This window comes from Pelagimonas sp. (assembly GCF_058892305.1).
In genome coordinates, this window is record NZ_JBZXVN010000044.1 from 66335 (window position 1) to 88350 (window position 22016).

Consider the following 22016-nt stretch of genomic DNA (forward strand, 5'->3'; position numbering starts at 1 on the left):
CATGACACAGAAACTTGTAATCATCGGTGCAGGCATGGCCGCAGGCCGTGTGTTGGACCACCTCACAGACGCCGGAGCTGACTGGGATGTCACCCTGTTTAACGCCGAACCTCGTGGAACCTACAACCGCATTATGCTTTCCCCGGTTTTGTCCGGAGAAAAGACCTATGACGATATCGTCACCCATGATGCCGATTGGTACGAAGCAAAGGGCGTCGACACCAAATTTGGCGTCAAAGTCACCGAGGTTGACCGCGCCGCCAAGATCGTGCGCGGCGATGACGGCTCTGAAGTGGCCTATGACAAGCTGGTCTTTGCCACCGGATCGAACCCCTTCATCATCCCGATGCCGGGCCATGATCTGGACGGCGTAATTGCCTATCGCGATCTCGAAGACACCCATGACATGATGTCCCTGACCCTCGGCCAAAAGGCTGTGGTGATTGGTGGCGGTTTGCTAGGGCTTGAAGCCGCAGCAGGCATGGCGGCGCGCGGTGTTGACGTCACCGTGGTGCATCTGATGGGACACCTGATGGAGCGCCAGTTGGATGAACCGGCGGGCTATTTGCTGCGCAAGGCACTGGTCGACAAGGGCATCACCGTCAAATGCTCGGCCAATTCCAAAGAGATCATCGGCGAGAATGGCAAGGTCAAAGCGCTGATGCTAGACGATGGCACCGAGCTTCCCTGTGACAAGCTCGTCATGGCGGTCGGCATTCGCCCCAATATCACCCTCGCGCAAGAGGTCGGGCTGGCCTGTGGGCGCGGCATCCATGTAGATGACCAATTGCTAACCTCGGACGAAAACATCTTCGCCATCGGCGAATGTGTTGAACACAACGGCGATATCTTTGGCCTTGTCGCCCCGATCTTTGATCAGGCCAAGGTTCTTGCCAAGGCTTTGCAGGGTGACGAGGCCGCTTTCGTCAATCGCGAAGTCTCGACCAAGCTCAAGGTCACCGGCTGTGATCTCTTTAGTGCCGGTGACTTTGCCGAAGGGGACGACCGAGAGGACATCGTGTTCCGTGACCCGGCGCGCGGCGTCTATAAGCGTTTGGTTTTGCAAGACAACAAGATCATCGGCGCGGTTATGTATGGCGATACCGCCGATGGAAGCTGGTTCTATGGTATGCTCAAGGACGGCACCGATGTCTCTGACATGCGTGACACGCTGATCTTTGGCCCCGCCTATCAGGGAGGGGCCCCCTCGGACCCGCTCTCAGCCGTTGCAGCCTTGCCGGATGATGCTGAAATCTGCGGGTGCAACGGCGTATGCAAAGGCGACATCGTCGCGGCGATTAACGGTGGCGCGACCGATTTGGGCGCAATCAAAGCCACAACCAAAGCGTCGGCGTCCTGTGGCACCTGCACCGGGTTGGTTGAACAGGTTTTGGCCGTCACATTGGGCGACGAATTTGTCATGCCCGCAGCGCAAACCGTGTGTGGTTGTACCGATCTCACCCACGAAGACGTGCGTCGGTTGATCAAAGCGCAAGAGTTGAAATCACAAGACGCAGTTTGGCAGGAATTGGGTTGGAAAACCCGCAATGGCTGTCACGTCTGTCGTCCGGCGATCAACTATTACCTGCTGGCCGATTGGCCACTGGAATATGCCGATGATCCGCAGTCGCGTTTCGTCAACGAACGCAAACACGCCAACATCCAAAAAGACGGCACCTATAGCGTGGTTCCACGCATGTGGGGCGGCATCACCACCCCGGATGAGCTGCGCGCCATTGCCGATGCCGCCGACAAATACGATGTGCCAACCGTCAAAGTCACCGGCGGTCAAAGGATCGACCTGTTGGGTGTCAAAGGCTCTGACTTGCCTGCGATATGGTACGATCTCAATCAGGCCGGGATGGTCTCGGGTCATGCCTATTCCAAGGGGCTGCGCACGGTGAAAACCTGTGTTGGCACGGATCATTGCCGCTTTGGCACACAGGATAGCACCGGCCTTGGCATCAAATTGGAGAAACATCTTTGGGGGTCTTGGACACCGCACAAGCTCAAGCTTGCCGTGTCGGGTTGCCCGCGCAACTGTGCCGAAGCGACCTGTAAAGACATCGGCGTGATCTGTGTGGACTCGGGTTACGAAATCCACGTCGCCGGTGCAGCCGGGATGGAGATCAAGGGCACCGAAATTCTGTGCAAAGTCGCCACCGAAGACGAGGCGATGGAAGTGATCAGCGCGATGACGCAGATCTACCGCGAAAACGCCAAATACCTCGACCGGATTTTCAAATGGGTCGACAAGGTGGGCCTCGATTGGGTCAAGGAACAGATCGTCGATGATCTCGACAACCGCAAAGCGCTGGCCGAGCGTTTTGAGATTTCGCAAAGCGTTTATCGCGCCGATCCTTGGGCCGAACATGCCAAGGACAAAGCCGAGACTTATCAACCCCTTGCAGATTTAACTTTGGAGGCCGCAGAATGAGCTGGATTGACATCGGAGACATCAACGACATCCCTCTGCGCGGCGCACGCGTGGTGAAAACCCCGGTTGGCTGCGTGGCGCTGTTCCGCACCGACGACACCGAAGTGCGCGCCATTTCGGACCGCTGCCCGCACAAGGGCGGCCCCCTCTCCGAGGGCATCGTGCATGACAACAAAGTCACCTGCCCGCTGCACAACTGGGTATTTGACCTCAACACCGGAGAAGCCCAAGGCGCAGACGAAGGCCGTGTCGACACCTTCCCGGTCAAGGTCGAAGCGGGCCGCATTTTGCTTGATGGTTCGGCCGTCGGAAATAGGAGCGCCGCATGACCAAACCCATTCGCTCCACCTGCCCGTATTGTGGCACCGGTTGCGGGGTCTTACTGACCCCAACGGACACCGGGCTAGACGTCAAAGGCGATCCGGATCATCCGGCCAACTATGGTCGGCTCTGCTCCAAAGGATCGGCCTTGGGCGAAACTGTTGGTCTTGGTGGGCGCCTCATGGCCCCACAGGTCAATGGGCAGGAGAGCGATTGGGATAGTGCCTTGCAACTGGTGGCGGATAAATTCGCCGCCAGTATCCGCGACCACGGGTCCGACAGCGTCGCGTTTTACCTATCGGGTCAATTGCTGACCGAAGACTATTACGTCGCCAACAAACTGATCAAAGGCTATATGGGCACCGCAAATGTCGACACGAATTCAAGGCTTTGCATGGCCTCGACCGTGGCAGGGCACAAGCGCGCCTTTGGCACCGACACCGTGCCACAAACCTACGAAGACATAGAAGAGGCCGATTTGGTCGTTCTGGTCGGCTCCAACCTCGCGTGGTGCCACCCGGTGTTGTATCAACGCCTGATCGCCGCCAAGGCCAAGCGCGGCACCAAAATTGTGGTGATTGATCCGCGCCGCACCGCCACCTGTGACGGGGCTGATCTCCACTTGCCCTTGGCCGCTGGCAGTGACGTGGCGCTGTTCAACCACCTTCTGACGCAGCTTTACGAACAAGGGGCGTTTGACGCCGAATTCCTTGCCAATGTGAATGGCTTTGACGATGCGCTCAATTCCGCCTTCAACAGCGACCTTTCGGTCACCGGGCTTGACCCGCGCAAAGTCAAAGACTTCGTCAAGCTTTTCCTGCGCACCGAAAAAACCGTCACGATCTTTAGCCAAGGGGTGAACCAATCAAGTGCGGGGGCCGACAAGGTCAATGCCATCTTGAACTGTCACCTCGCCACCGGGCGGATTGGCAAACCGGGTTGTGGGCCTTTGTCGGTCACTGGGCAACCCAACGCCATGGGCGGCCGCGAAGTGGGCGGATTGGCCAATATGCTGGCCTGTCATTTGGATATCGAAAGCGCGGAACACCGCGCCGCTGTGCAAGGGTTCTGGCAGTCCCCTTGCATTCCGGACACGGCGGGGTTGAAAGCCGTCGATATGTTCCGCGCCGTGGGTGACGGTCGGATCAAGGCGCTGTGGATTATCCACACCAACCCCGCCGTTTCCATGCCCGACGCCAGCGCCGTGCGCGCCGCGATCAAGGGCTGTGACTTTGTCGTTGTGTCCGATGTGACCGGTCAAACCGACACGGCCCGTTTGGCCGATGTTGTCCTGCCCGCCACCGCTTGGGCTGAGAAATCCGGCACGGTCACCAACACCGATCGCACCATTTCGCGCCAACGCGCTGCCTTGCCCGCCCCCGGCCACACCCGCCCCGATTGGGCACAATTGGCCGAAGTTGGCCGTCGTATGGGATGGTCTGACGCCTTTGATTTCAATAGCGAAGCCGATGTGTTTCGCGAATATGCCGCCCTTTCCGGTATCGCGGGAAAGCTAGGCCGCGACTTTGATATCTCCGGTCTCGCAATGATCAGCAATGAGGCATTTGACGCCTTATCGCCCACGCGATGGCCAATCAGTGATCACAAAAACGGTGGTCGTTTCTTTGCGGATGGACAGTTCTTTCATGGCGATGGCAAAGCAAAAATGCTGGCTGTTGCGCATCGCCCACCGGTGGCGCGGACCGGCGCGCGCTACCCGTTTCGGCTCAATACCGGACGGGTGCGCGACCAGTGGCACACCATGACACGCACCGCATTGTCACCACGGCTCTCGGCCCATCTTGCCGAACCTTTTGTCGAAATTCACCCCACTGACGCGCGGCAACTTGAAATCGCGGCCAATGATCTGGTGCAACTGCGTAGCCCACAGGGCAGCGCCGTGATGCGGGCAAAAATCACCGACGCGGTGCAAACCGGAACGCTCTTTGCTCCCATCCATTGGACCGGCGAAACTGCCCCGGCGGCACGTATCTGTGACACGGTTGCCGGCGAATATGACCCGGTTTCTGGCCAACCCGAAAGCAAGGCCGCCGTTGTGTCTGCCACCCGGTTCAAGGCCGCATGGTATGGGTTTGCGGTAACGGCACAGGACGTGACGCCAACCGCCGACTATTGGGCCAAGGCCAAAACACAGGCCGGGTTCCGGGTCGAATTGGCGGGAACAGAAACGCCCGAGGATTGGGAAAAGACCGCGCGGGTGATGTTTGACCTGCCCGAAGCGGACCTGCAAATTCTCCAAGATCCAAAACGTGGCGTTGCCCGCATTGCGCTCCATGAAGACGGCGTTTTAAAAGCCGCGCTTTTCGTCGCCCCCGATCCGGTTGCCTTGATGCGCGACTATGCAGCAACCCTACCCGGACAGGCGGCTGGGGATGTTTTGACCGGTCGCGCCCCGGCTGATATGCCAAACCCCGGCCCTACCTTGTGTTCCTGTTTCAACGTGGGTGTGAACACCATCCTAACGGCGATTGAAACCCAAGGGTTGATGAGCGTCGATGCCATCGGCGCGGCGCTTCAGGCCGGGACAAACTGTGGGTCCTGCCGCCCGGAAATCGCAGCACTTTTGGAGCAAACCAAACGACTCGAAGCCGCCGAGTAAACGGGTTCAGCCGTGCCATCCTTGGTGCGGCTGAACATGCCGTTTACCGATGTTGATCAATCAACACTGGATTGCCATCGGGGTCTGTGATCACAAAACTCGCCGGGCCACTCTCCCCGCCTTGTTCCTGTGATACCTCAAGCCCTTGCGCAATCAGCTTTGCCTTGATGTCGCGCACATCTTCAAAGGGTGTTACCTCTGCGGCGGACTGATCCCAGCCCGGATTGAAGCTAAGCATCGTGCCTTCAAACATGCCTTGAAAGAGACCAATCAACGTCTCGCCGTTCTTCATAATCAGATAGTTGTGCTCTTCGGTTCCCCCGAACACCTCAAACCCCAACGCCTGATAAAACGCCTTGGAGGCGGCCAAATCCTTGACAGCCAATGACACTGAAAACGCACCAAGTTGCATGACATCCTCCTGAGCAAGTCACCTGTCGACAGGATAGCACAGATCGTGTTGCAAACGGATGGTCATACCGCCGGGTGTGCTATCAGCCCTGCACCCCTTGCAAAAATCGGGTTAGGTTCGCGCCCAAGGCATCAGATAGATACCCGCCTTCTTGAACATAGAGCGTTGGCAAAGACAGCCCGGCAATGGCCGCGCCGATCCGGGCGAACCCATCGCCACTCACCGCCAACCCCTGAAACGGATCGTCGATCGAGGCATCCAAGCCAAGGGCGATAACAACGGCATCACAACCAAAGCCACGGATACGGTCCAGCGCGTGAGTCAGCGCCACAAGATAGGCGTCATCGCCAGTGCCGCGCGCCAATGGGATATTGAGGTTCGCCCCTAGCCCGGCCTCAATGCCGCGTTCATGGGCATGCCCCCAAAAGAACGGGTAAAACCCGTCCGGGTCGGCGTGGATCGAGACGGTCAACACATCGCTGCGCGCCTCAAATATCCCCTGGGTGCCATTGCCGTGATGCACGTCGACATCCAAAATCGCCACCCGGGCGCCCTGTTCCTGTAAATCCTGCGCAGCGATGGCGGCGTTATTGAGAAAACAAAAGCCGCCAGCCTGGTCGTGATAGGCGTGATGGCCGGGCGGGCGGGACAGGACATAGGCATGATCATCCTCGCCCAGTGCCCGCGCACCCGCGATGGCACTTTGTGCCGACCAATAGGCCGCGTCCCATGTATTTGCGCCAATTGGACAGGCGGTATCGGCCTGATGATAGCCCGCCTGCCCCACCGGTGACGATGGGTAAGCATCGGTGCGCGCGCGCGTATGGATGTTGGGGATCACCTCATCGCTGGCCCCATCCAACGCCTGCCATCGTCCATGGATCGTTTGCAAAAAGCTTAGGTATTCCGGCGTGTGGATAGCTGCGATCTGCGCAATGCCAGCGTCTTCGGGGGCCTCAAAAACGCAACCCGCCGCCTCGGCCCCGGCTTGAAGCCGCGGGATACGCTCGGGCTGTTCTGGGCTTGGCCGCTTTTGACCCATTACCAAGAAGTTTTGCGGGTCATGATGAGATTGGCGAGAGTCGAGAAAGGCGCGCATGGCAGGCTCCGGAATGGTTTCCCGCAACCTGCCCGCAATTTCCGCCGTTTACAATCCGGACAAATCCTTGATCTGTGTGACGATCTCCTCGACGCCTTTGCCATGGCGCAGCGCCGCAAAGACAAAGGGCCGCTCGGAGCGCATCCGCGTTGCATCCCGCTGCATCACCTCCAAAGACGCGCCAACATGCGGGGCCAGATCGGTTTTGTTGATGATCAACAGGTCGGATTTGGTGATCGCCGGGCCACCTTTGCGCGGAATTTCCTCGCCCGCGGCCACATCAATCACATAAAGCGTCACATCCGCCAATTCTGGGCTGAACGTTGCACTTAAATTGTCTCCGCCGCTTTCGATCAGTACGATTTCGACCTCGGGATGACGTTCTTGCATTTGGGCGACGGCGGCTAGGTTGATCGAGGCATCTTCGCGGATCGCCGTGTGCGGACAGCCACCGGTTTCGACCCCAATCACCCGATCTGACGGCAGGATTTGCATCCGCATCAAGGCCTCGGCGTCCTCTTGCGTGTATATATCGTTGGTGATCACACCAATCGAATAGTTGTCCTTGAGCGTTTCGGCCAAACGGGCGGTCAGCGTGGTTTTACCAGCCCCGACAGGGCCACCGATACCGATCCGAAGCGGGCCGTTGAATTGGGTCATGATTGGAACAACCTATGTTGCAAAGTTTCGTGTTTCATCGCCGCGATGTCCGACAGGAATGCGTTGGACCAGACATCGTCCGGACCCAAATTGCGTGTCGCCACAGTGAGGCGGAGGCAAAGCGGCGTCAGGGCCGACATCATCTGTTGCGCCGGGGTTTGGCCAAGCGGCATCAGGCGTTGCGCCGCCGAGACAAGATTGCCAACGAAGGCATTGAGATAGAGGCCGACAACCGTGTCGCGATCCATCCGCCGGGTATGCGCCGCCGCCCCGAGGGCCAATGGCAAGACCAGATCGGGCAGTGATGTCACCCACACCGCATTCACCGTTTTAACAAAGGCCGCGCCTTGCTTGTCGGCCTCGCGCATGCGTTCCGCCGCCGGGGCATAGGCGCGCGCCATGGCGTTTAACCCGGCGAAATCGGCATCATCCTTCATCGCCGCGCGAATCCAAATCGCATCACTACGCCCCGACCCGTTTTCAAGCACGTCTTCCAGCCAGTCTTGCAGGCTCACCGCATCATGAATCCACCCCTCATCAATCGCGGTTTCCAACCCATGGGAATAGGTGAACGCCCCCAAAGGAAAAGCCGGTGACAGCCATTGCGACAGCGTCAAAAGGTTTCCGTCAATGGCCATGTTCGTGCTCATGCGAATGATCGTGACTATGGCTATGGTCGTGATCATGGGCGCTATTGCCATGTTCATGGCTATGGGTTCGGCCATGCCCATAGGCCCCGCCTTCGGGCGTAAACGGTTCAACCGCCGCACTTATTTCGGCGTCGAGATGCTCCAACATATGTCGGATGACCGGGTCATTCTGGATCACCAATCGCGTGGTTTCGACCTGACACGGGGTGTGCCGATTGCCGATGTGCCACGCCAGACGCGGCAGGTTCCCGGTGACCACCAGAACGTTTTCATCTGCGGCACGGACCTCAATCACCCGCCCATCGCCAAGTTCCAAGGCATCGCCAGCATCCAACGAGGTGGTCTTGTCGAGATCAACGACAAACGCCAACCCGCCATCGCAGGTCAGCTTCTTGCGGCGTAAAAACCGAGCGTCGTAATCAAGCGTGACCGTTTCGACCGCATCGCGCCAGCCACCTTTGCGCAAAAGGGTCTGGGCCATAGGAAGGGACGCGCCGCTCATGCCACCGCCCCTTGGCTATGACTTAGCTGTAAAACAGATCGCCATAGTGTCGGTCGACCACGTCGTAGCGACGCAATCCACGCTCGGCCAGTTCCGCATCGCTGAGCTGCAAAAGCTCGGAAGGACGGGCGTTCTTGCTGTTGGTGACCGTGCGCGCGTAGAACGCCATAAACGGTTGGAACAGCTGTGTCACAGCACGTGATACGGGCAGATCGGAGACATAGGCCATAGTTGTTCATTCCCAATGGAAGTGCGCGCGTTTTCTCACTCGGTGAATAATATTGTCTCATTTTAGCTTCCATAGATCATTCTTCATTGCCGCTACCCACTGACTGCATAGGTCTTGGACCCGATTGTCAGAACATGAAGTAGCGTTGCGCCATCGGCAGTTCGGTGGCGGGTTCGCATGTCAGCAACTCGCCATCTGCCCGCACCTCATAGGTCTCTGGATTGACCTCGACCTTTGGCAAGGCATCGTTCAGTTTGAGGTCTTTCTTACCAATGCCGCGGGTGTGTTTCACCGCCAATGTTTGTTTGGCCAACCCCAGATGCGCACCAATGCCGTCGGCCTGTGCCGCCTCGGACACAAAGGTCACCGCAGAGTTTTCGACCGCGCGCCCAAAGGCCCCAAACATCGGGCGGCTATAGACCGGCTGCGGTGTCGGGATCGAGGCGTTCGGATCACCCATTTGCGCGCAGGCAATCATGCCGCCAAGTAAAACCATCTCGGGTTTGACGCCGAAAAACGCAGGGGACCAGAGCACGAGATCGGCGCGTTTACCCTCTTCGATCGACCCGATTTCATGTGCCAAACCATGCGCAATGGCCGGGTTGATGGTATATTTGGCAATGTAGCGACGGACGCGGTAGTTATCGTTTTCACCGGTTTCTTCGGCCAACCGCCCGCGCTGTTTCTTCATCTTATCAGCGGTTTGCCAAGTGCGGATCAACACCTCGCCGACACGGCCCATGGCCTGACTATCGCTGGCAATGATCGAAAACGCACCCATGTCATGCAGGATATCTTCGGCGGCGATGGTCTCACGCCGGATGCGGCTTTCGGCAAAGGCCACGTCTTCGGGGATGGACTTGTCGAGGTGATGGCAGACCATCAACATATCAAGATGTTCCTCAACCGTATTGACGGTAAAGGGCCGTGTCGGGTTGGTCGAACTGGGCAAAACATGCTCTTCACCGCAAATCTTGATGATGTCGGGCGCATGGCCGCCACCGGCCCCTTCGGTGTGGAAGGCGTGGATTGTTCGGCCCTTCATCGCCCCGACAGTGTGTTCAACAAAACCAGATTCGTTGAGCGTATCGGTGTGGATCATCACCTGCACATCCATGGCATCGGCCACGGTGAGACAACAATCAATCGCCGCTGGCGTTGTCCCCCAATCCTCGTGCAATTTCAACGCACAAGCCCCGGCGCGCACCTGTTCCTCAATCGCCGCCGGGAGCGAAGCATTGCCCTTACCCGCAAAGGCAAGGTTCATCGGAAAGGCATCCGCCGCTTGCATCATCCGACCAATGTGCCAAGGGCCGGGCGTACAGGTGGTGGCCAGCGTGCCATGCGCCGGGCCGGTGCCTCCGCCCAGCATCGTGGTCAGGCCAGAATGCAGCGCGTCTTCGATCTGTTGCGGGCAAATGAAATGGATATGGCTGTCAAATCCACCAGCGGTCAGAATACGCCCCTCGCCGGCAATCACTTCGGTGCCCGGGCCAACGATGATGTCGACGCCCGGTTGCGTATCGGGGTTGCCCGCCTTGCCGATCTTGTGAATGCGCCCCGACTTGAGGCCGACATCGGCCTTGTAGACACCCGTATGATCAACGATCAGCGCGTTGGTGATAACCGTATCAACGGCCCCCTCAGCGCGGGTGGTTTGGGCTTGCCCCATGCCATCACGGATGACTTTGCCGCCGCCAAATTTGACCTCTTCGCCATATGGGCCGGTTAGGTCGCGCTCGACCTCGATGATGAGATCCGTATCGGCGAGGCGCAGTTTGTCGCCCGTCGTGGGGCCGAACATCGCGGCATAGTCGGAACGTTTGATTGTGGCTGGCATAAGTGGCCTCCGAATAGCCCGAGCGGGCGAAGAATTGGTGCGCTGCTGGTTGCAGGGCGGGTTGTCAAACGGTCTGGATCACAGATCGCCCATGACGGCTCCGTTAAATCCAAACACGCGACGCGCGCCTGAGATCGGGATCAAGTTCACTTCGCGACGTTGGCCCGGTTCAAACCGAACGGCCGTCCCGGCGGCGATGTCCAAACGCATCCCCCGTGCGACGTCGCGATCAAAAACCAACCCCGGATTTGCCTCGGCAAAGTGATAGTGGGACCCAACCTGAACCGGGCGATCACCGGTATTGGCAACCATCAGTGTGGTCACCTCAGCCCCCTCGTTTAGGGTGAGCGTGCCCTCGGCTGGAAACAGTTCTCCGGGGATCATCGGCGCACCTTGGCCACGATCAGCGCGAGACCTGCGAGAACAGCAACAATACCCAACCACATGCCGCCATCATGAGGGTGCAGATGCGCGCCCTCGTGGGCAAGGGCAGGCGTGGCGGCAAACAAAGCAACGGGAAGATATTTCATAGGGTCTCTCCTTTTGGGGATTTAACGGATGGGGTTGTGAACGGTCACCAGCTTGGTGCCATCGGGAAAGGTCGCTTCGACCTGCACTTCGACGATCATCTCGGCGATGCCGTCCATACACTCGTCACGGGTGATAATTTCGGCCCCCGCCTGCATCAGGTCGGAAACTGACCGGCCATCCCGCGCCCCTTCGACCACCGCATCGGTGATAAGGGCAATGGCTTCGGGGTGGTTGAGTTTGACGCCACGCGCCAAGCGTTTGCGCGCCACTTCGGCGGCCATAGCCACCAACAGCTTATCTTTTTCACGCGGGGTGAGTTGCATGTCATAGTCTCCAAGAAATCGGAAGCTTGTCGCCGCTGAGACGATCAAGAATAGGAAGCAAAGCGCGGCGCAGCTCAAAGCTGTCTTCGGCCACAAGGCGCAGCGCCAATAGATCAGGGTGCAAGAGCGAAGCACCACCCGTCACCGGTAAAAGCGCCCGCACCGGCTCAAGCTGGGCCGCGGCGTTGGGGGCAACCAAAACAAGGCTGGCCATCGCTCCGGCCCCTTGGGCCAACCGCGCCAATTGCAGTGTCAGGTCACCTTCCAAACAAAACGCATCCATGTAGATAGGTGCCCCACCACGATAAATTTCGATGCGGTCATGAAACGAGACATTCTGCAACGTTTCGCCCATGGCCGCGCGACCAAAGACAACCGGTTCGACCATCAACACCTCGGCATCGGCGGCCAGATCGATGCGCAAAGTCCGGCGCAAAGCCGCGCCTTCAAACAAGATCAGCTCCTGTGGGAGCCAGTTGACCCGCGCTCCGGCCTCGGCCTTTAGCGTGGTATCAGCCGTCGCAAAGCCGCTTGCCGCTCGATAGGCGCGCTCAGCGGCCTGTGTTGTCAGGGAAAGCTCAGACCCCATCGCCGCCACAGCGTTCAAAGTCACCTTGTCACCACCGGTCAAACCGCCAGCCGTATTAATAGTGATAACCTCAAGCGCATCAGCGCTGCGCGGAAAAAGCGCCTTCATACAACCAGAAGAGCGCAGATGCCCAATTGCGCTGCGCCCGTCGCGGGCCTTTGCCTGAACATTCAGCGTCCCAATGGCGCGCGGCTGGTCCTGCACGGTCATGGCTGTCGTATTTCTCAACGTGGCGTTGATTGGATCACCCTCAAATCATCTCTTTTCGCCACTTTGTTCAGCACGCGGCCCCGTGAGCGGCAATGATTCCGGCAGAAAGAGAATGAATGACCGGTAAATGTGTTTAACTTTTAATCACCCGCACCATTGAGTGATTAAATTTTCACCAATTCGAAGGGAGTCGCGACACATTTCTCCAGCACAATTGACCCCCGCGCCGCATCGCAGAATGACTAAGGCACCCGCCGGGACGCTAGGAAACGCAATTTCGGAAAACGGGTGTGTGACGACCCATATGAATTGGACCTCAGCAGGGCCGCCACACGAGATGCAACAAATGTTGCGGGGACTGAACTACGCATTTGCGCAAGTGTGCGCAATGCCACCAGCCACCCCGCAGGGAGAATGTGATGAACTGCTTCACCAAACTGCTCACCAGCACCGCCACTCTTGCTGCCCTCTCGGCTCCGGCTTTTGCCGAATGCGCCGACCCGGTCAAAGTTGGCGTTCTGCACTCGCTGTCCGGCACAATGGCGATTTCTGAAACCACACTAAAAGACACCATGCTGCTGCTTATCGAAGAGCAGAACAAAAAAGGCGGTCTGCTGGGCTGCGAGATCGAAGCGGTTGTTGTTGACCCCGCTTCTGACTGGCCACTGTTTGCCGAAAAAGCCCGTGAGCTTATCTCGGTACATGATGTGGACGTGATTTTCGGCAACTGGACATCGGTATCGCGCAAATCGGTTCTGCCGGTCATCGAAGAGCTGAACGGCCTGCTGTTCTACCCTGTTCAGTATGAAGGCGAAGAAAGCTCCAAGAACGTCTTCTACACCGGTGCCGCCCCCAACCAACAGGCGATTCCGGCCACTGACTATTTCCTTGACGAGCTGGGTGTTGAGAAATTCGCACTGCTGGGCACTGACTATGTGTACCCACGGACAACCAACAACATCTTGGAATCCTACCTGAAATCCAAGGGCATCGCGGCCGAAGACATCTTCGTCAACTACACACCATTCGGCCATTCCGACTGGGCAACTATCGTTGCTGACGTTGTGAAGCTGGGCGAAGACGGCAAGCAGGTTGGCGTGATCTCAACCATCAACGGCGACGCCAACATCGGCTTTTACAAAGAACTGGCCGCGGCTGGCATTTCGGCTGACGACATCCCAGTTGTCGCGTTCTCGGTGGGTGAAGAAGAGCTTTCGGGCCTCGACACAGCCAACCTGACCGGCCACCTTGCCGCTTGGAACTACTTCCAATCTGCGGAAAGCGACGCCAACACCGCATGGATCGACGCATGGAAAGCCAAAATGGGCGAAGAGCGTGTGACCAACGATCCAATGGAAGCGCATTTCATCGGCTTTAACATGTGGGTAAACGCAGCGACGGCGGCTGGCACCACTGATGTCGACGCCGTGCGCACCGCGATGTACGGCCAGGAATATCCAAACCTGACCGGCGGTACAGCGACAATGTTGCCCAACCACCACTTGGCCAAGCCGGTTCTGATCGGTGAAATCAAAGCCGATGGTCAGTTCGACATCATCAGCCAAACTGCCGAAGTTCCTGGCGATGCATGGACAGACTACCTGCCAGAATCTGCGGTTCTGAAGTCCGATTGGAAAGACCTGGAGTGCGGTATGTACAACACCGAGACATCCTCCTGCGTTCAGATCAAATCGAACTACTAAGCTAAACTTTGGGTGCGCGTTTGGCGCGCACCCTTTTCCCCAGACGCCCCTCCCCAACAGGTAATCTCCTATGCTCCGTGCCCTTCTCACGGTCTTGACCCTGCTGTGCCTGCCCGCCGCGGTCATCGCCCAAGACCTTCAGTCGATCCTGCAAGAGCATTCCGCTCAGATTGCCAAACCATCGCGCAAGAAAATCGGCCCTGCGCTAGAGGCTTTGGCCGCCTCCGGCCTTCCGCAAGCGCCTGAATTCCTTGAGCGTTGGCAAAACAAAGAACTCTATCAACGCACCGAAGACGGGCTTTTCTTTTACGCCGCCAAATCCGACGCGGGTCTGGATATCACCGATATCGACAGCGCCGAAATCACGGCGGGCGTGGACGCAGCCACCCTTAAACAGATCAAACCAAACGGCGGCGTGCGCAAAGCCATCGCCCAAGCATTGGTCCAATTTCAGCTCTCCTCTCCCGACCTTCAACGCCGCCAAGACGCCGTCGCCGCTTTGGCAGGCAAGCTTGATCCCGCGCAACTCGGAGCGCTTGAGGCGTCGATCGACGGGGAAACCGACCCATCCTTGAAAATTCGTAAGCAAAAGCTTGTCACCTACCTCGCCGCCAAGTTTGGAGACACGCCTGAGGCCCGTATCAAGGCCATCGACGGTCTCGCCGGTGATATCAGCGTCGAAACCCGCGCCGTTCTTTCCCAGATTTTGACCACCAAAACCGTCGCCGCACAATCAGAGCCGGATGCCAATGTGGCGGCCATTCTTCTCATGCCCCGCGACCAAGCCTATGCCTTTTTGGTCGAGACCCAAGGCCTCCCTGCGCCGGTCTCTTCTGACGAAATCCGCAAAACCCTCGAGGCCAATGTCGTGGGCGGCAAGGTCGGCACGGTGTCCACCGTCAGCTTGAACACTGACGCCGCCCGGATCCAAGCCTATGACCTTTTGGTCTCGGAGGGCAAAGCCCCCGCCCGCGTTTCCGAAGCCGATATTTCGAACGCTCTGGCCACGTGGCAAATCTACGACATCTACGATGAGACCAACGCCGAGATCACAACAGCCGCCAAAGCCGCGCAGGACGAGGTGAACACCCGCGTCAATGTCAGCCAATCCGCTGACCTCGCGCTGGACGCTGTCTCGCTTGCCTCGATCTACTTCCTTGCCGCCATTGGCCTTGCTATCACCTTTGGCGTCATGGGCGTCATCAACATGGCCCATGGCGAATTCATCATGATGGGGGCCTATACCGGCTATGTCGTGCAACAGCTCATTCCCAATTACACCGTCTCGTTGATTGTCGCCCTGCCGCTGGCCTTTGCGGTAACATTTGCCGCCGGTGTAGCGATGGAGCGTCTGGTGATCCGCTGGCTCTATAACCGTCCGTTGGAAACATTGCTCGCGACATTCGGTGTTTCAATCGTCCTGCAACAGCTGGCCAAAAACATCTTCGGCACCCAGGCCCGCCCCCTGACCTCGCCTGCATGGCTCGACGGCGCACTGGTCTTTAACGACGTGATCCAGATCAGCTATATCCGCATCGCCATCTTCGTACTTGCGCTCTTGTTCCTCGGGCTGCTGCTCTTCATCCTGAAACGCACCCGCCTTGGCCTTGAAACCCGCGCGGTCACCCAAAACCCACGCATGGCGGCCTCGATGGGCATCAACCCCGAACGCATCAAAATGCTAACATTTGGGCTTGGCTCCGGCATCGCAGGCATCGCGGGCGTCGCCATTGGTCTTTATGCCAAGGTCACCTCGGAAATGGGGTCCGATTATATCGTCCAAAGCTTCATGACCGTGGTTGTCGGCGGTGTCGGCAATATCTGGGGCACCTTGGCCGGGGCCACGATGATCGGCACCCTGCAAAAAGGCATTGAATGGCTCAACCCGTCCAACACGCTTGCCGCTCAGACCTATATGATCCTCTTTATCATCCTGTTCATCCAATTCCGCCCCAAAGGCATCGTTGCCCTCAAAGGCCGCGCGGCAGGAGATTAAGTCACATGATCACCCAATACGCCTTGTCTTCTTCTTTCCACAAATTTCCCGTGCGAGCGCCTTTGGCGCGGGGGCGGTGCCCCCTCTCTGCCCTCGAAATTCGATCCAAGCGCACATCCCGCACCGGAGCCGCGACATGAGCCAGACCTTCATTACCCGTCATCCCTCAACCCTCTGGGTCCTCGCGTTTCTTGGCCTCTTCACCTTGCTGGTCTCGGTCTTTTCCGAAGCCTCCGGCGTTGGCCTGATTTCCACTTCTTTTGTCAAAACACTTGGCAAAACCCTCTGCCTTTGCTTAATCGCCATCGCCATGGACGTGGTCTGGGGCTATTGCGGCATCCTCTCGCTCGGCCATTTCGCCTTCTTTGGCATCGGCGGCTATGCGATTGGCATGTGGCTGATGTATGCGCGCACCGAGGCCATCGTGACCCATAGCCTCTCGGCAAGTGTGATCCCACCCACCGAAGTCGAGATCACAGATGCGATCGGCAATCAAATCTTTGGCGTGGTTGGTTCCTCTGACTTTCCGATGATCTGGGCCTTTGCCCATTCATTGCCGCTCCAGCTCCTGTTGATCTTGCTGGTCCCCGGATTGCTTGCCCTTGTCTTTGGCTGGCTCGCCTTTCGCAGCCGCGTAACCGGAGTTTACCTCTCGATCTTGACCCAAGCCATGACCCTCGCCCTCGCCCTCTATCTCTTTCAAAACGATAGTGGTTTGCGTGGCAACAACGGTCTGTCTGGCCTGCAAAACATCCCCGGTTTCGAAGAGACCTCACAAGCGCAAATCTCCATCGCCTTCTTCTGGGCCTCCTCTGCTGCGCTTGCCCTTGGCTATCTGCTCTTTGCATGGGTCACTGCGGGCAAAATGGGCTCTGTCATTCGCGCCATCCGCGATGACGAGGCACGAGTGCGTTTTCTTGGCTATCACGTCGAAAGCTACAAGCTTTTCGTCTTCACCCTCACGGCCGTGGTCTCCGGCATCGCTGGGGCGCTCTATTACCCCCAAGCAGGCATTATCAACCCGGCTGAAATCGCCCCCATCGCGTCGATCTATCTCGCGGTTTGGGTCGCCATCGGCGGGCGTGGCAAGCTTTACGGCGCGGTCATCGGCGCGGTCTTTGTCTCGCTGCTCTCCTCCTATTTCACCGGCGGCAGCGCACCGGACATCAACCTTGGCTTTTACGTCATCAAATGGACTGACTGGTGGCTCGTCCTGCTTGGCCTGTCCTTTGTCGCGGTCACCCTTCTCTTCCCCGGCGGCATCGCCAGCCTGTTTGACAAACTCACGAGGAAATCATGAGCACGCTTCTCGAAATGTCCGGGGTCTCGGTCTCTTTTGACGGGTTCAAGGCGATCAACAATCTGTCGTTTCAAATCGCAGAACCGGAAATGCGCGCCATCATTGGCCCCAACGGTGCTGGCAAAACCACCTTTATGGACATCATAACCGGCAAGACCAAACCCGACGAAGGCCGTGTGATTTTCGGTGAAAAATCCGTGTCGCTTCTGGGGATGAGTGAAAGCAAAATTGCCAAGGTGGGGGTGGGGCGCAAGTTCCAAAAACCCACGGTGTTTGAGGCCCAAACCGTACGCGAAAACTTTGCACTGGCTCTAAAAAACCCGCGCGGCCCCTTTGAGGTTCTGCGCCACCGCAAATCCAAACGCGGCGCTGAGCGGATCGAAGCGATGGCGGAACAAGTCGGCCTCACCGAGGAGCTGCCGCGCCTTGCCGGAGAGTTGTCGCATGGTCAAAAACAGTGGCTTGAAATTGGCATGTTGCTGGCGCAAAGCCCGCGCTTGTTGTTGGTTGATGAGCCCGCCGCCGGGATGACCCCGGCCGAGCGCGAAAAAACCACCGACATTCTTGTCAACGCCGCCAAGACCCATGCGGTTGTGGTTGTTGAACATGACATGGAATTTGTGCGCCGTCTGAATTGCAAAGTTACGGTGCTCAACGAAGGCTCGGTTCTTGCCGAAGGCAGCCTCGACCACGTCACCCAAAACCCTGACGTCATTGACGTTTATCTGGGACGCTGAACCATGCTTGATATCAAAAACCTCGACCTGCACTACGGCCATTCTCAAATCCTGTATGACGTTTCAATGCAGGCCGAGCTTGGCAAAATCACCTGTTTGATGGGGACAAACGGGGTCGGGAAAACCTCGCTGCTCAAGGCAATTTCAGGAACGCACAAACGATCCGCTGGTGAGATGGTCATTGATGGCCAGAGCCTCGGCAAAAACACCCCGGCACATGCTTTGGCGCAGGTCGGCGTTGGCTATGTTCCACAAGGGCGGGATGTGTTTCCGCTGATGACCGTGCGCGAGAACCTTGAAACCGGGTTTGCCTGCCTTCCCAAGTCAGAACATTTTGTCCCTGACGAAATTTTTGAGCTGTTCCCGATCCTCAAGGATTTTATCAACCGTCGCGGCGGCGATCTGTCAGGTGGTCAGCAACAACAGCTCGCCATCGCCCGCGCGCTGGTTGCCAAACCTAAATTGCTGCTGCTGGATGAACCCACCGAAGGCATCCAACCCAACATCATCAAACAGATTGGCGAGGTCATCAAATATCTACGCGACCGTGGGGATATGGCGATTGTCCTGGTCGAACAATTCTTTGATTTTGCATATGATCTTGGGGATCACTTCGTGGCAATGGAGCGCGGAAAAGTCATCCACGACGCCAGCGCAGATCAAACTGAACGCAGTGATCTCTTGGCAAAGGTTTCGGTTTAATCGCCGAAAACCTCTGTCAGAAACGGCAAGACCTGCGCCCAATCCTCGGCCAGCATATCATGCCCACCTTGGCGCATATGATAGCCTAATGCCCCGTTGCGATGGGCGCGGGTTGTGCCAAACACACTCTCCACGTCGGGCCATGCGTGCGGCTCTTGCCCCCATGCGGAACTGGATTGCGTCAAGGAAAAATAGCTGCCCAGCGGATCGGCCCATTTGTCATTGTCTGCCTCACTCAGATAGACCCCACGCGGCGCGCAAAGCGCCAGTAATTGGTGTTGATCCGAGCTTAGATCGTCGGGCGTGATCACGGCCCCCTTCCGCAACCAATGCGGAAAACGGCTGTGAAGCTGTTGTAATGTCTCCCCCACCGGGTGACGCGCAGGTGCCGCCCCCGCGCAGCCGGAATTATTCGCCCAGACCGCAGCGATCCTTGGGTCATTCACCCCCGCCCAAAGCGCTGTTTTGCCCAGCCGGGAATGCCCCGCCACTGCAATCGCCTCGCTGTCGATTTGCGGCAGTTGCACCGCAACATCGACCATGCGCATCAAGGCCCATGCCCAGAGCGAAAACGCCCCTGTGTCTGGCCCGCCCAACAGGGGTGAAACCCCGTGTTGTCTCCACAATTCGGGATGATCCGGCACCCAAGAGCCATAGCAGCTCACCATCACTGCAAACCCGGCTTCGGTAATCATTTCAACCGGCCACCGATAGGCAAATTGCCCGGCCATGGCCGCCGTCAGATGCCCGTCGGCCTGCCATTTCGGTTCACTATAGACCCGCGCATTTGGGTCTAGCGCAAACTGCCCCGGTGGTACAATTCCAAACGGACCGGAAAAATCCAGCGCCGCAACAAGCGGCGCAGGATGCCCGGTCTTGGGCAACCACAAGCCCACCGAAACAGTCAGGGTCCCGCCATTCGCAGCACAGCTTATATCAAGCTGAGTAAACCCCTGTTTCTCAACTGCCGTCCAAGTGACGTTGTCAGGTGGCGGCGGCACCGCCCCATATAAATCCGTCTCGAAAATCGCACGCGCATCCGCCGAGGCCACCAAGTCTGGAAGCTCCGGCGCGCCCGCCCAAAGGTCACTCAGGGAGCCAGCCATGATACATCTCATGATCTGCGCCAAGTGGTAACGTCACTGGCTGGTTGCTACGAGACGAGGCATAGATCGCCGTCACAAATTCAAGAGAGTCGCGCCCATCAAGAGCGGTCACTTCGCGCCCGCCTTTGCCGTCCAACGCATCTGCCACGGCGGTGAACAAGCCCGGAAAACTGGTTAAGGCCGGGCCGACCGTGGCCAAAACCGCGTCAATCTGGGCCTGCGTGTTTGGGGCCCGCGCGGTGAACGTCCATGGCTCGGCGGCAGGCGCATAGGGCGACGCCCCGCTTTCAACCGTGAACCCTTCGAACATCAGCCGCAGGTGGCTGTAATCCGACGCCGAGCCCAAAGTCACCGATGATGTCACCAACGCCCCGCTCTCAAGCCGGATCGACAGCGCGGCACAGTCTTCGACTTCGATCTCATTCACGCGGGTGCCAAGGTCGGCAAAGACCTGCGCCACCGGCCCCAGAAAGGCCGGAATAAAGTCATGGATATGAATGGCATGGCCCAAAATACAGCCGCCATTTTCACCAGCCCAAGTACCGCGCCAATCCACAGCATAGTAATCGGCATTGCGGTTCCAATGGGTCTCAATTGAGCCGGCATAAAGCTTGCCCGCAAGGCCTGCGTCCTGCAGCGCCTGAAGCTGGGCCGTGCCGATCCCGTAGCGATACTGAAACACCGGAAACAGGTTTTTGCCGGTCTCTTTGACCTTGGCCATCAACAGATCCGCATCGCGCACCGAGGCCACCAGCGGCTTTTCACACACCACATGTTTGCCCGCCTCAAGCGCGTCGATACAACTTTGGAAGTGCAGATGCGGCGGCAGGCAGATATCTACGATATCAATACTGTCATCGGCCAAAATCTGGGCAAAGTCATTGGTAAAACCAACCCCATTTGCCTCGGCCACCGCCTTGCCGCGCTCTTCGTTCAGATCGCAAATATAGGTGACGTCAAATCGCTCAGGCAGGGCCTTGTACCCCGCCAAATGTTCCTTGCCGATCCCGGCCCCAACGATCGCGACTTTATACATTTTCTTCTGCCTTCATCTGCGCCTTGATACAGACCTCCATCGTCAAAAACGTATGCGCCTGCGGGCATGCCGTTTCTGTTCGGTCCTGAACATCTGCCGCCAGCCGTGGAAAATACGGCAAATCGACATCGCGGCAATCAATATAGGTGTTCTCGGTACCATTCACCAGAAAGAGGTTATCTGTCCGATGCGGCTGGCCAATATCGGTGTATTTGCGGCATTCAATCGTGCCTTCGGTGCCAAGCAAAAACAGCCGCCCATCACCCCACGTCGGCAATCCATCCGGCGTAAACCAATCAAGCCGCATATAGCCGTGGCCACCATCGCCATGCAGAGTCATTTCGCCATAGTCCTGAAAGCCGGGATATGCGGGCCGGGTGGTGTTTTCCACATGGGCCGCGGCGACGGTCACATCGGTCGAGCCGGTGAAATGCAGGAATTGATCGACCTGATGGCTGCCGATATCGGTCAGGATGCCGCCATAACGTTCACGCTGAAAATACCAATCCGGGCGGGTTTTGAGATTTTGCTTATGCGGAGCCAAAGTGACAACCTGGATGACCCGGCCAATGGCCCCTTGGGACACCAATTCGCTGGCTTTGGTGGTGGCGCGCACTTCAAATCGTTCAGAGAAGTTCACCGACCAAATGCGCCCCGTGCGGGCCTGACATTCCTTGATGGCCTCAAGCTGTTCCAAGGTGGTGCAGCCGGGTTTGTCGACCATCACATCCTTGCCCGCTTCCATCGCTTGGATGGCCAGCGCGGCACGATCGGCGGGCACGGCCGAGATCAGGACCATGTCGATATCCGCATCGTCCAAAATCGCGCGGTGATCCGCGACTTTGGTGAGCTCGGGAAAAGTTTTGGTAAACTTGTCTTCGGTGACCGCCGCGCCGTCTGTCCAATAGGCGTCACAGGTGCAGCCCTGCGCCTTCATATTGGTGAGCATCCCAAAAATATGGCCGTGATCTATACCCAATACGCCGAGTTTGAATGGCATGTGTTTTGTCCCT

At 57.9% G+C, this 22016-nt stretch carries 22 protein-coding genes; 8 read left to right on the forward strand and 14 right to left on the reverse strand.

What is annotated here, in order from left to right; genetic code table 11:
* The first annotated feature begins 1 nt into the window (after position 1).
* Genes nirB through AC5EFR_RS17930 form a run of 3 tightly spaced genes read left to right on the forward strand, consistent with a single transcriptional unit; the run spans position 2 to position 5378 of the window.
* Positions 2-2437 carry a nitrite reductase large subunit NirB gene (nirB, locus tag AC5EFR_RS17920; protein WP_493577123.1) on the forward strand — a complete coding sequence of 812 codons (2436 nt, stop codon included), beginning with the start codon at positions 2-4 and terminating at the stop codon, positions 2435-2437.
* Entirely contained in the window at positions 2434-2766 is a 333-nt protein-coding gene (gene nirD / locus AC5EFR_RS17925) for a nitrite reductase small subunit NirD (RefSeq protein ID WP_493577124.1), read from the forward strand. Before nirB ends, nirD begins: the two co-directional genes overlap by 4 nt.
* Positions 2763-5378 (forward strand): molybdopterin-dependent oxidoreductase, encoded by a 2616-nt coding sequence (locus tag AC5EFR_RS17930; protein WP_493577125.1) that lies wholly within the window; start codon positions 2763-2765, stop codon positions 5376-5378. Before nirD ends, AC5EFR_RS17930 begins: the two co-directional genes overlap by 4 nt.
* Positions 5379-5421: 43 nt before the next feature.
* Here AC5EFR_RS17930 and AC5EFR_RS17935 read toward each other — a convergent pair whose 3' ends face one another.
* The 11 genes from AC5EFR_RS17935 to AC5EFR_RS17985 form a co-directional block, all read right to left on the reverse strand.
* Entirely contained in the window at positions 5422-5790 is a 369-nt protein-coding gene (locus AC5EFR_RS17935; protein WP_493577126.1) for a VOC family protein, read from the reverse strand.
* A gap of 82 nt (positions 5791-5872) precedes the next feature.
* Positions 5873-6889, reverse strand: a complete 1017-nt coding sequence (locus AC5EFR_RS17940) for a histone deacetylase family protein (protein ID WP_493577127.1) — start codon at positions 6887-6889, stop codon at positions 5873-5875.
* Between the two features lie 48 nt (positions 6890-6937).
* Complete coding sequence (gene ureG, locus AC5EFR_RS17945; protein ID WP_493577128.1) at positions 6938-7549, reverse strand: urease accessory protein UreG; 612 nt, start codon at positions 7547-7549, stop codon at positions 6938-6940.
* Positions 7546-8199, reverse strand: coding sequence for an urease accessory protein UreF (locus AC5EFR_RS17950; protein WP_493577129.1), 654 nt, complete (start codon positions 8197-8199; stop codon positions 7546-7548). Before AC5EFR_RS17950 ends, ureG begins: the two co-directional genes overlap by 4 nt.
* Positions 8177-8701: an urease accessory protein UreE gene (locus AC5EFR_RS17955; RefSeq protein ID WP_493577130.1), complete on the reverse strand. Its 525-nt coding sequence runs from the start codon at positions 8699-8701 to the stop codon at positions 8177-8179. Before AC5EFR_RS17955 ends, AC5EFR_RS17950 begins: the two co-directional genes overlap by 23 nt.
* 22 nt (positions 8702-8723) lie before the next feature.
* Positions 8724-8894, reverse strand: a complete 171-nt coding sequence (locus AC5EFR_RS17960; RefSeq protein ID WP_493577131.1) for a hypothetical protein — start codon at positions 8892-8894, stop codon at positions 8724-8726.
* Positions 8895-9057: 163 nt separating this feature from the next.
* Complete coding sequence (gene ureC / locus AC5EFR_RS17965; protein ID WP_493577132.1) at positions 9058-10770, reverse strand: urease subunit alpha; 1713 nt, start codon at positions 10768-10770, stop codon at positions 9058-9060.
* A gap of 78 nt (positions 10771-10848) precedes the next feature.
* Positions 10849-11154 (reverse strand): urease subunit beta, encoded by a 306-nt coding sequence (locus AC5EFR_RS17970; RefSeq protein WP_493577133.1) that lies wholly within the window; start codon positions 11152-11154, stop codon positions 10849-10851.
* Positions 11151-11300, reverse strand: coding sequence for a hypothetical protein (locus AC5EFR_RS17975; protein WP_493577134.1), 150 nt, complete (start codon positions 11298-11300; stop codon positions 11151-11153). The genes AC5EFR_RS17970 and AC5EFR_RS17975 overlap by 4 nt, the downstream gene beginning before the upstream one ends.
* 21 nt (positions 11301-11321) lie before the next feature.
* A complete protein-coding gene (locus AC5EFR_RS17980; RefSeq protein ID WP_299920717.1) occupies positions 11322-11624 on the reverse strand; it encodes an urease subunit gamma in 303 nt (100 codons plus the stop codon).
* A gap of 1 nt (position 11625) precedes the next feature.
* Positions 11626-12423, reverse strand: coding sequence for an urease accessory protein UreD (locus AC5EFR_RS17985; protein ID WP_493577135.1), 798 nt, complete (start codon positions 12421-12423; stop codon positions 11626-11628).
* Positions 12424-12842: 419 nt separating this feature from the next.
* Here AC5EFR_RS17985 and urtA point away from each other — a divergent pair, with 419 nt between their 5' ends.
* The 5 genes from urtA to urtE all read left to right on the forward strand — a co-directional run bounded on the left by urtA (position 12843) and on the right by urtE (position 18861).
* Entirely contained in the window at positions 12843-14126 is a 1284-nt protein-coding gene (urtA, locus tag AC5EFR_RS17990) for an urea ABC transporter substrate-binding protein (protein ID WP_431375681.1), read from the forward strand.
* A gap of 70 nt (positions 14127-14196) precedes the next feature.
* The gene (gene urtB, locus AC5EFR_RS17995) at positions 14197-16122 is read left to right on the forward strand and encodes an urea ABC transporter permease subunit UrtB (protein ID WP_493577136.1); all 1926 of its coding nucleotides are present in this window, start codon (positions 14197-14199) and stop codon (positions 16120-16122) included.
* A 136-nt stretch (positions 16123-16258) separates the two neighbouring features.
* The gene (urtC, locus tag AC5EFR_RS18000; RefSeq protein WP_493577137.1) at positions 16259-17422 is read left to right on the forward strand and encodes an urea ABC transporter permease subunit UrtC; all 1164 of its coding nucleotides are present in this window, start codon (positions 16259-16261) and stop codon (positions 17420-17422) included.
* Positions 17419-18159, forward strand: a complete 741-nt coding sequence (gene urtD / locus AC5EFR_RS18005) for an urea ABC transporter ATP-binding protein UrtD (RefSeq protein WP_299932305.1) — start codon at positions 17419-17421, stop codon at positions 18157-18159. Before urtC ends, urtD begins: the two co-directional genes overlap by 4 nt.
* Positions 18160-18162: 3 nt before the next feature.
* Positions 18163-18861 carry an urea ABC transporter ATP-binding subunit UrtE gene (gene urtE / locus AC5EFR_RS18010; protein WP_493577138.1) on the forward strand — a complete coding sequence of 233 codons (699 nt, stop codon included), beginning with the start codon at positions 18163-18165 and terminating at the stop codon, positions 18859-18861.
* Here urtE and AC5EFR_RS18015 read toward each other — a convergent pair.
* Genes AC5EFR_RS18015 through AC5EFR_RS18025 form a run of 3 tightly spaced genes read right to left on the reverse strand, consistent with a single transcriptional unit; the run spans position 18858 to position 22003 of the window.
* A complete protein-coding gene (locus AC5EFR_RS18015) occupies positions 18858-19967 on the reverse strand; it encodes a glucuronyl esterase domain-containing protein (RefSeq protein WP_493577139.1) in 1110 nt (369 codons plus the stop codon). The two genes, urtE and AC5EFR_RS18015, sit on opposite strands and share 4 nt — an antisense overlap.
* Positions 19948-21003 carry a Gfo/Idh/MocA family protein gene (locus tag AC5EFR_RS18020; RefSeq protein WP_493577140.1) on the reverse strand — a complete coding sequence of 352 codons (1056 nt, stop codon included), beginning with the start codon at positions 21001-21003 and terminating at the stop codon, positions 19948-19950. Before AC5EFR_RS18020 ends, AC5EFR_RS18015 begins: the two co-directional genes overlap by 20 nt.
* On the reverse strand, positions 20996-22003 hold the full coding sequence (locus AC5EFR_RS18025; RefSeq protein WP_493577141.1) for a Gfo/Idh/MocA family protein: 1008 nt from the start codon (positions 22001-22003) through the stop codon (positions 20996-20998). Before AC5EFR_RS18025 ends, AC5EFR_RS18020 begins: the two co-directional genes overlap by 8 nt.
* Between the last annotated feature and the right edge of the window lie 13 nt (positions 22004-22016).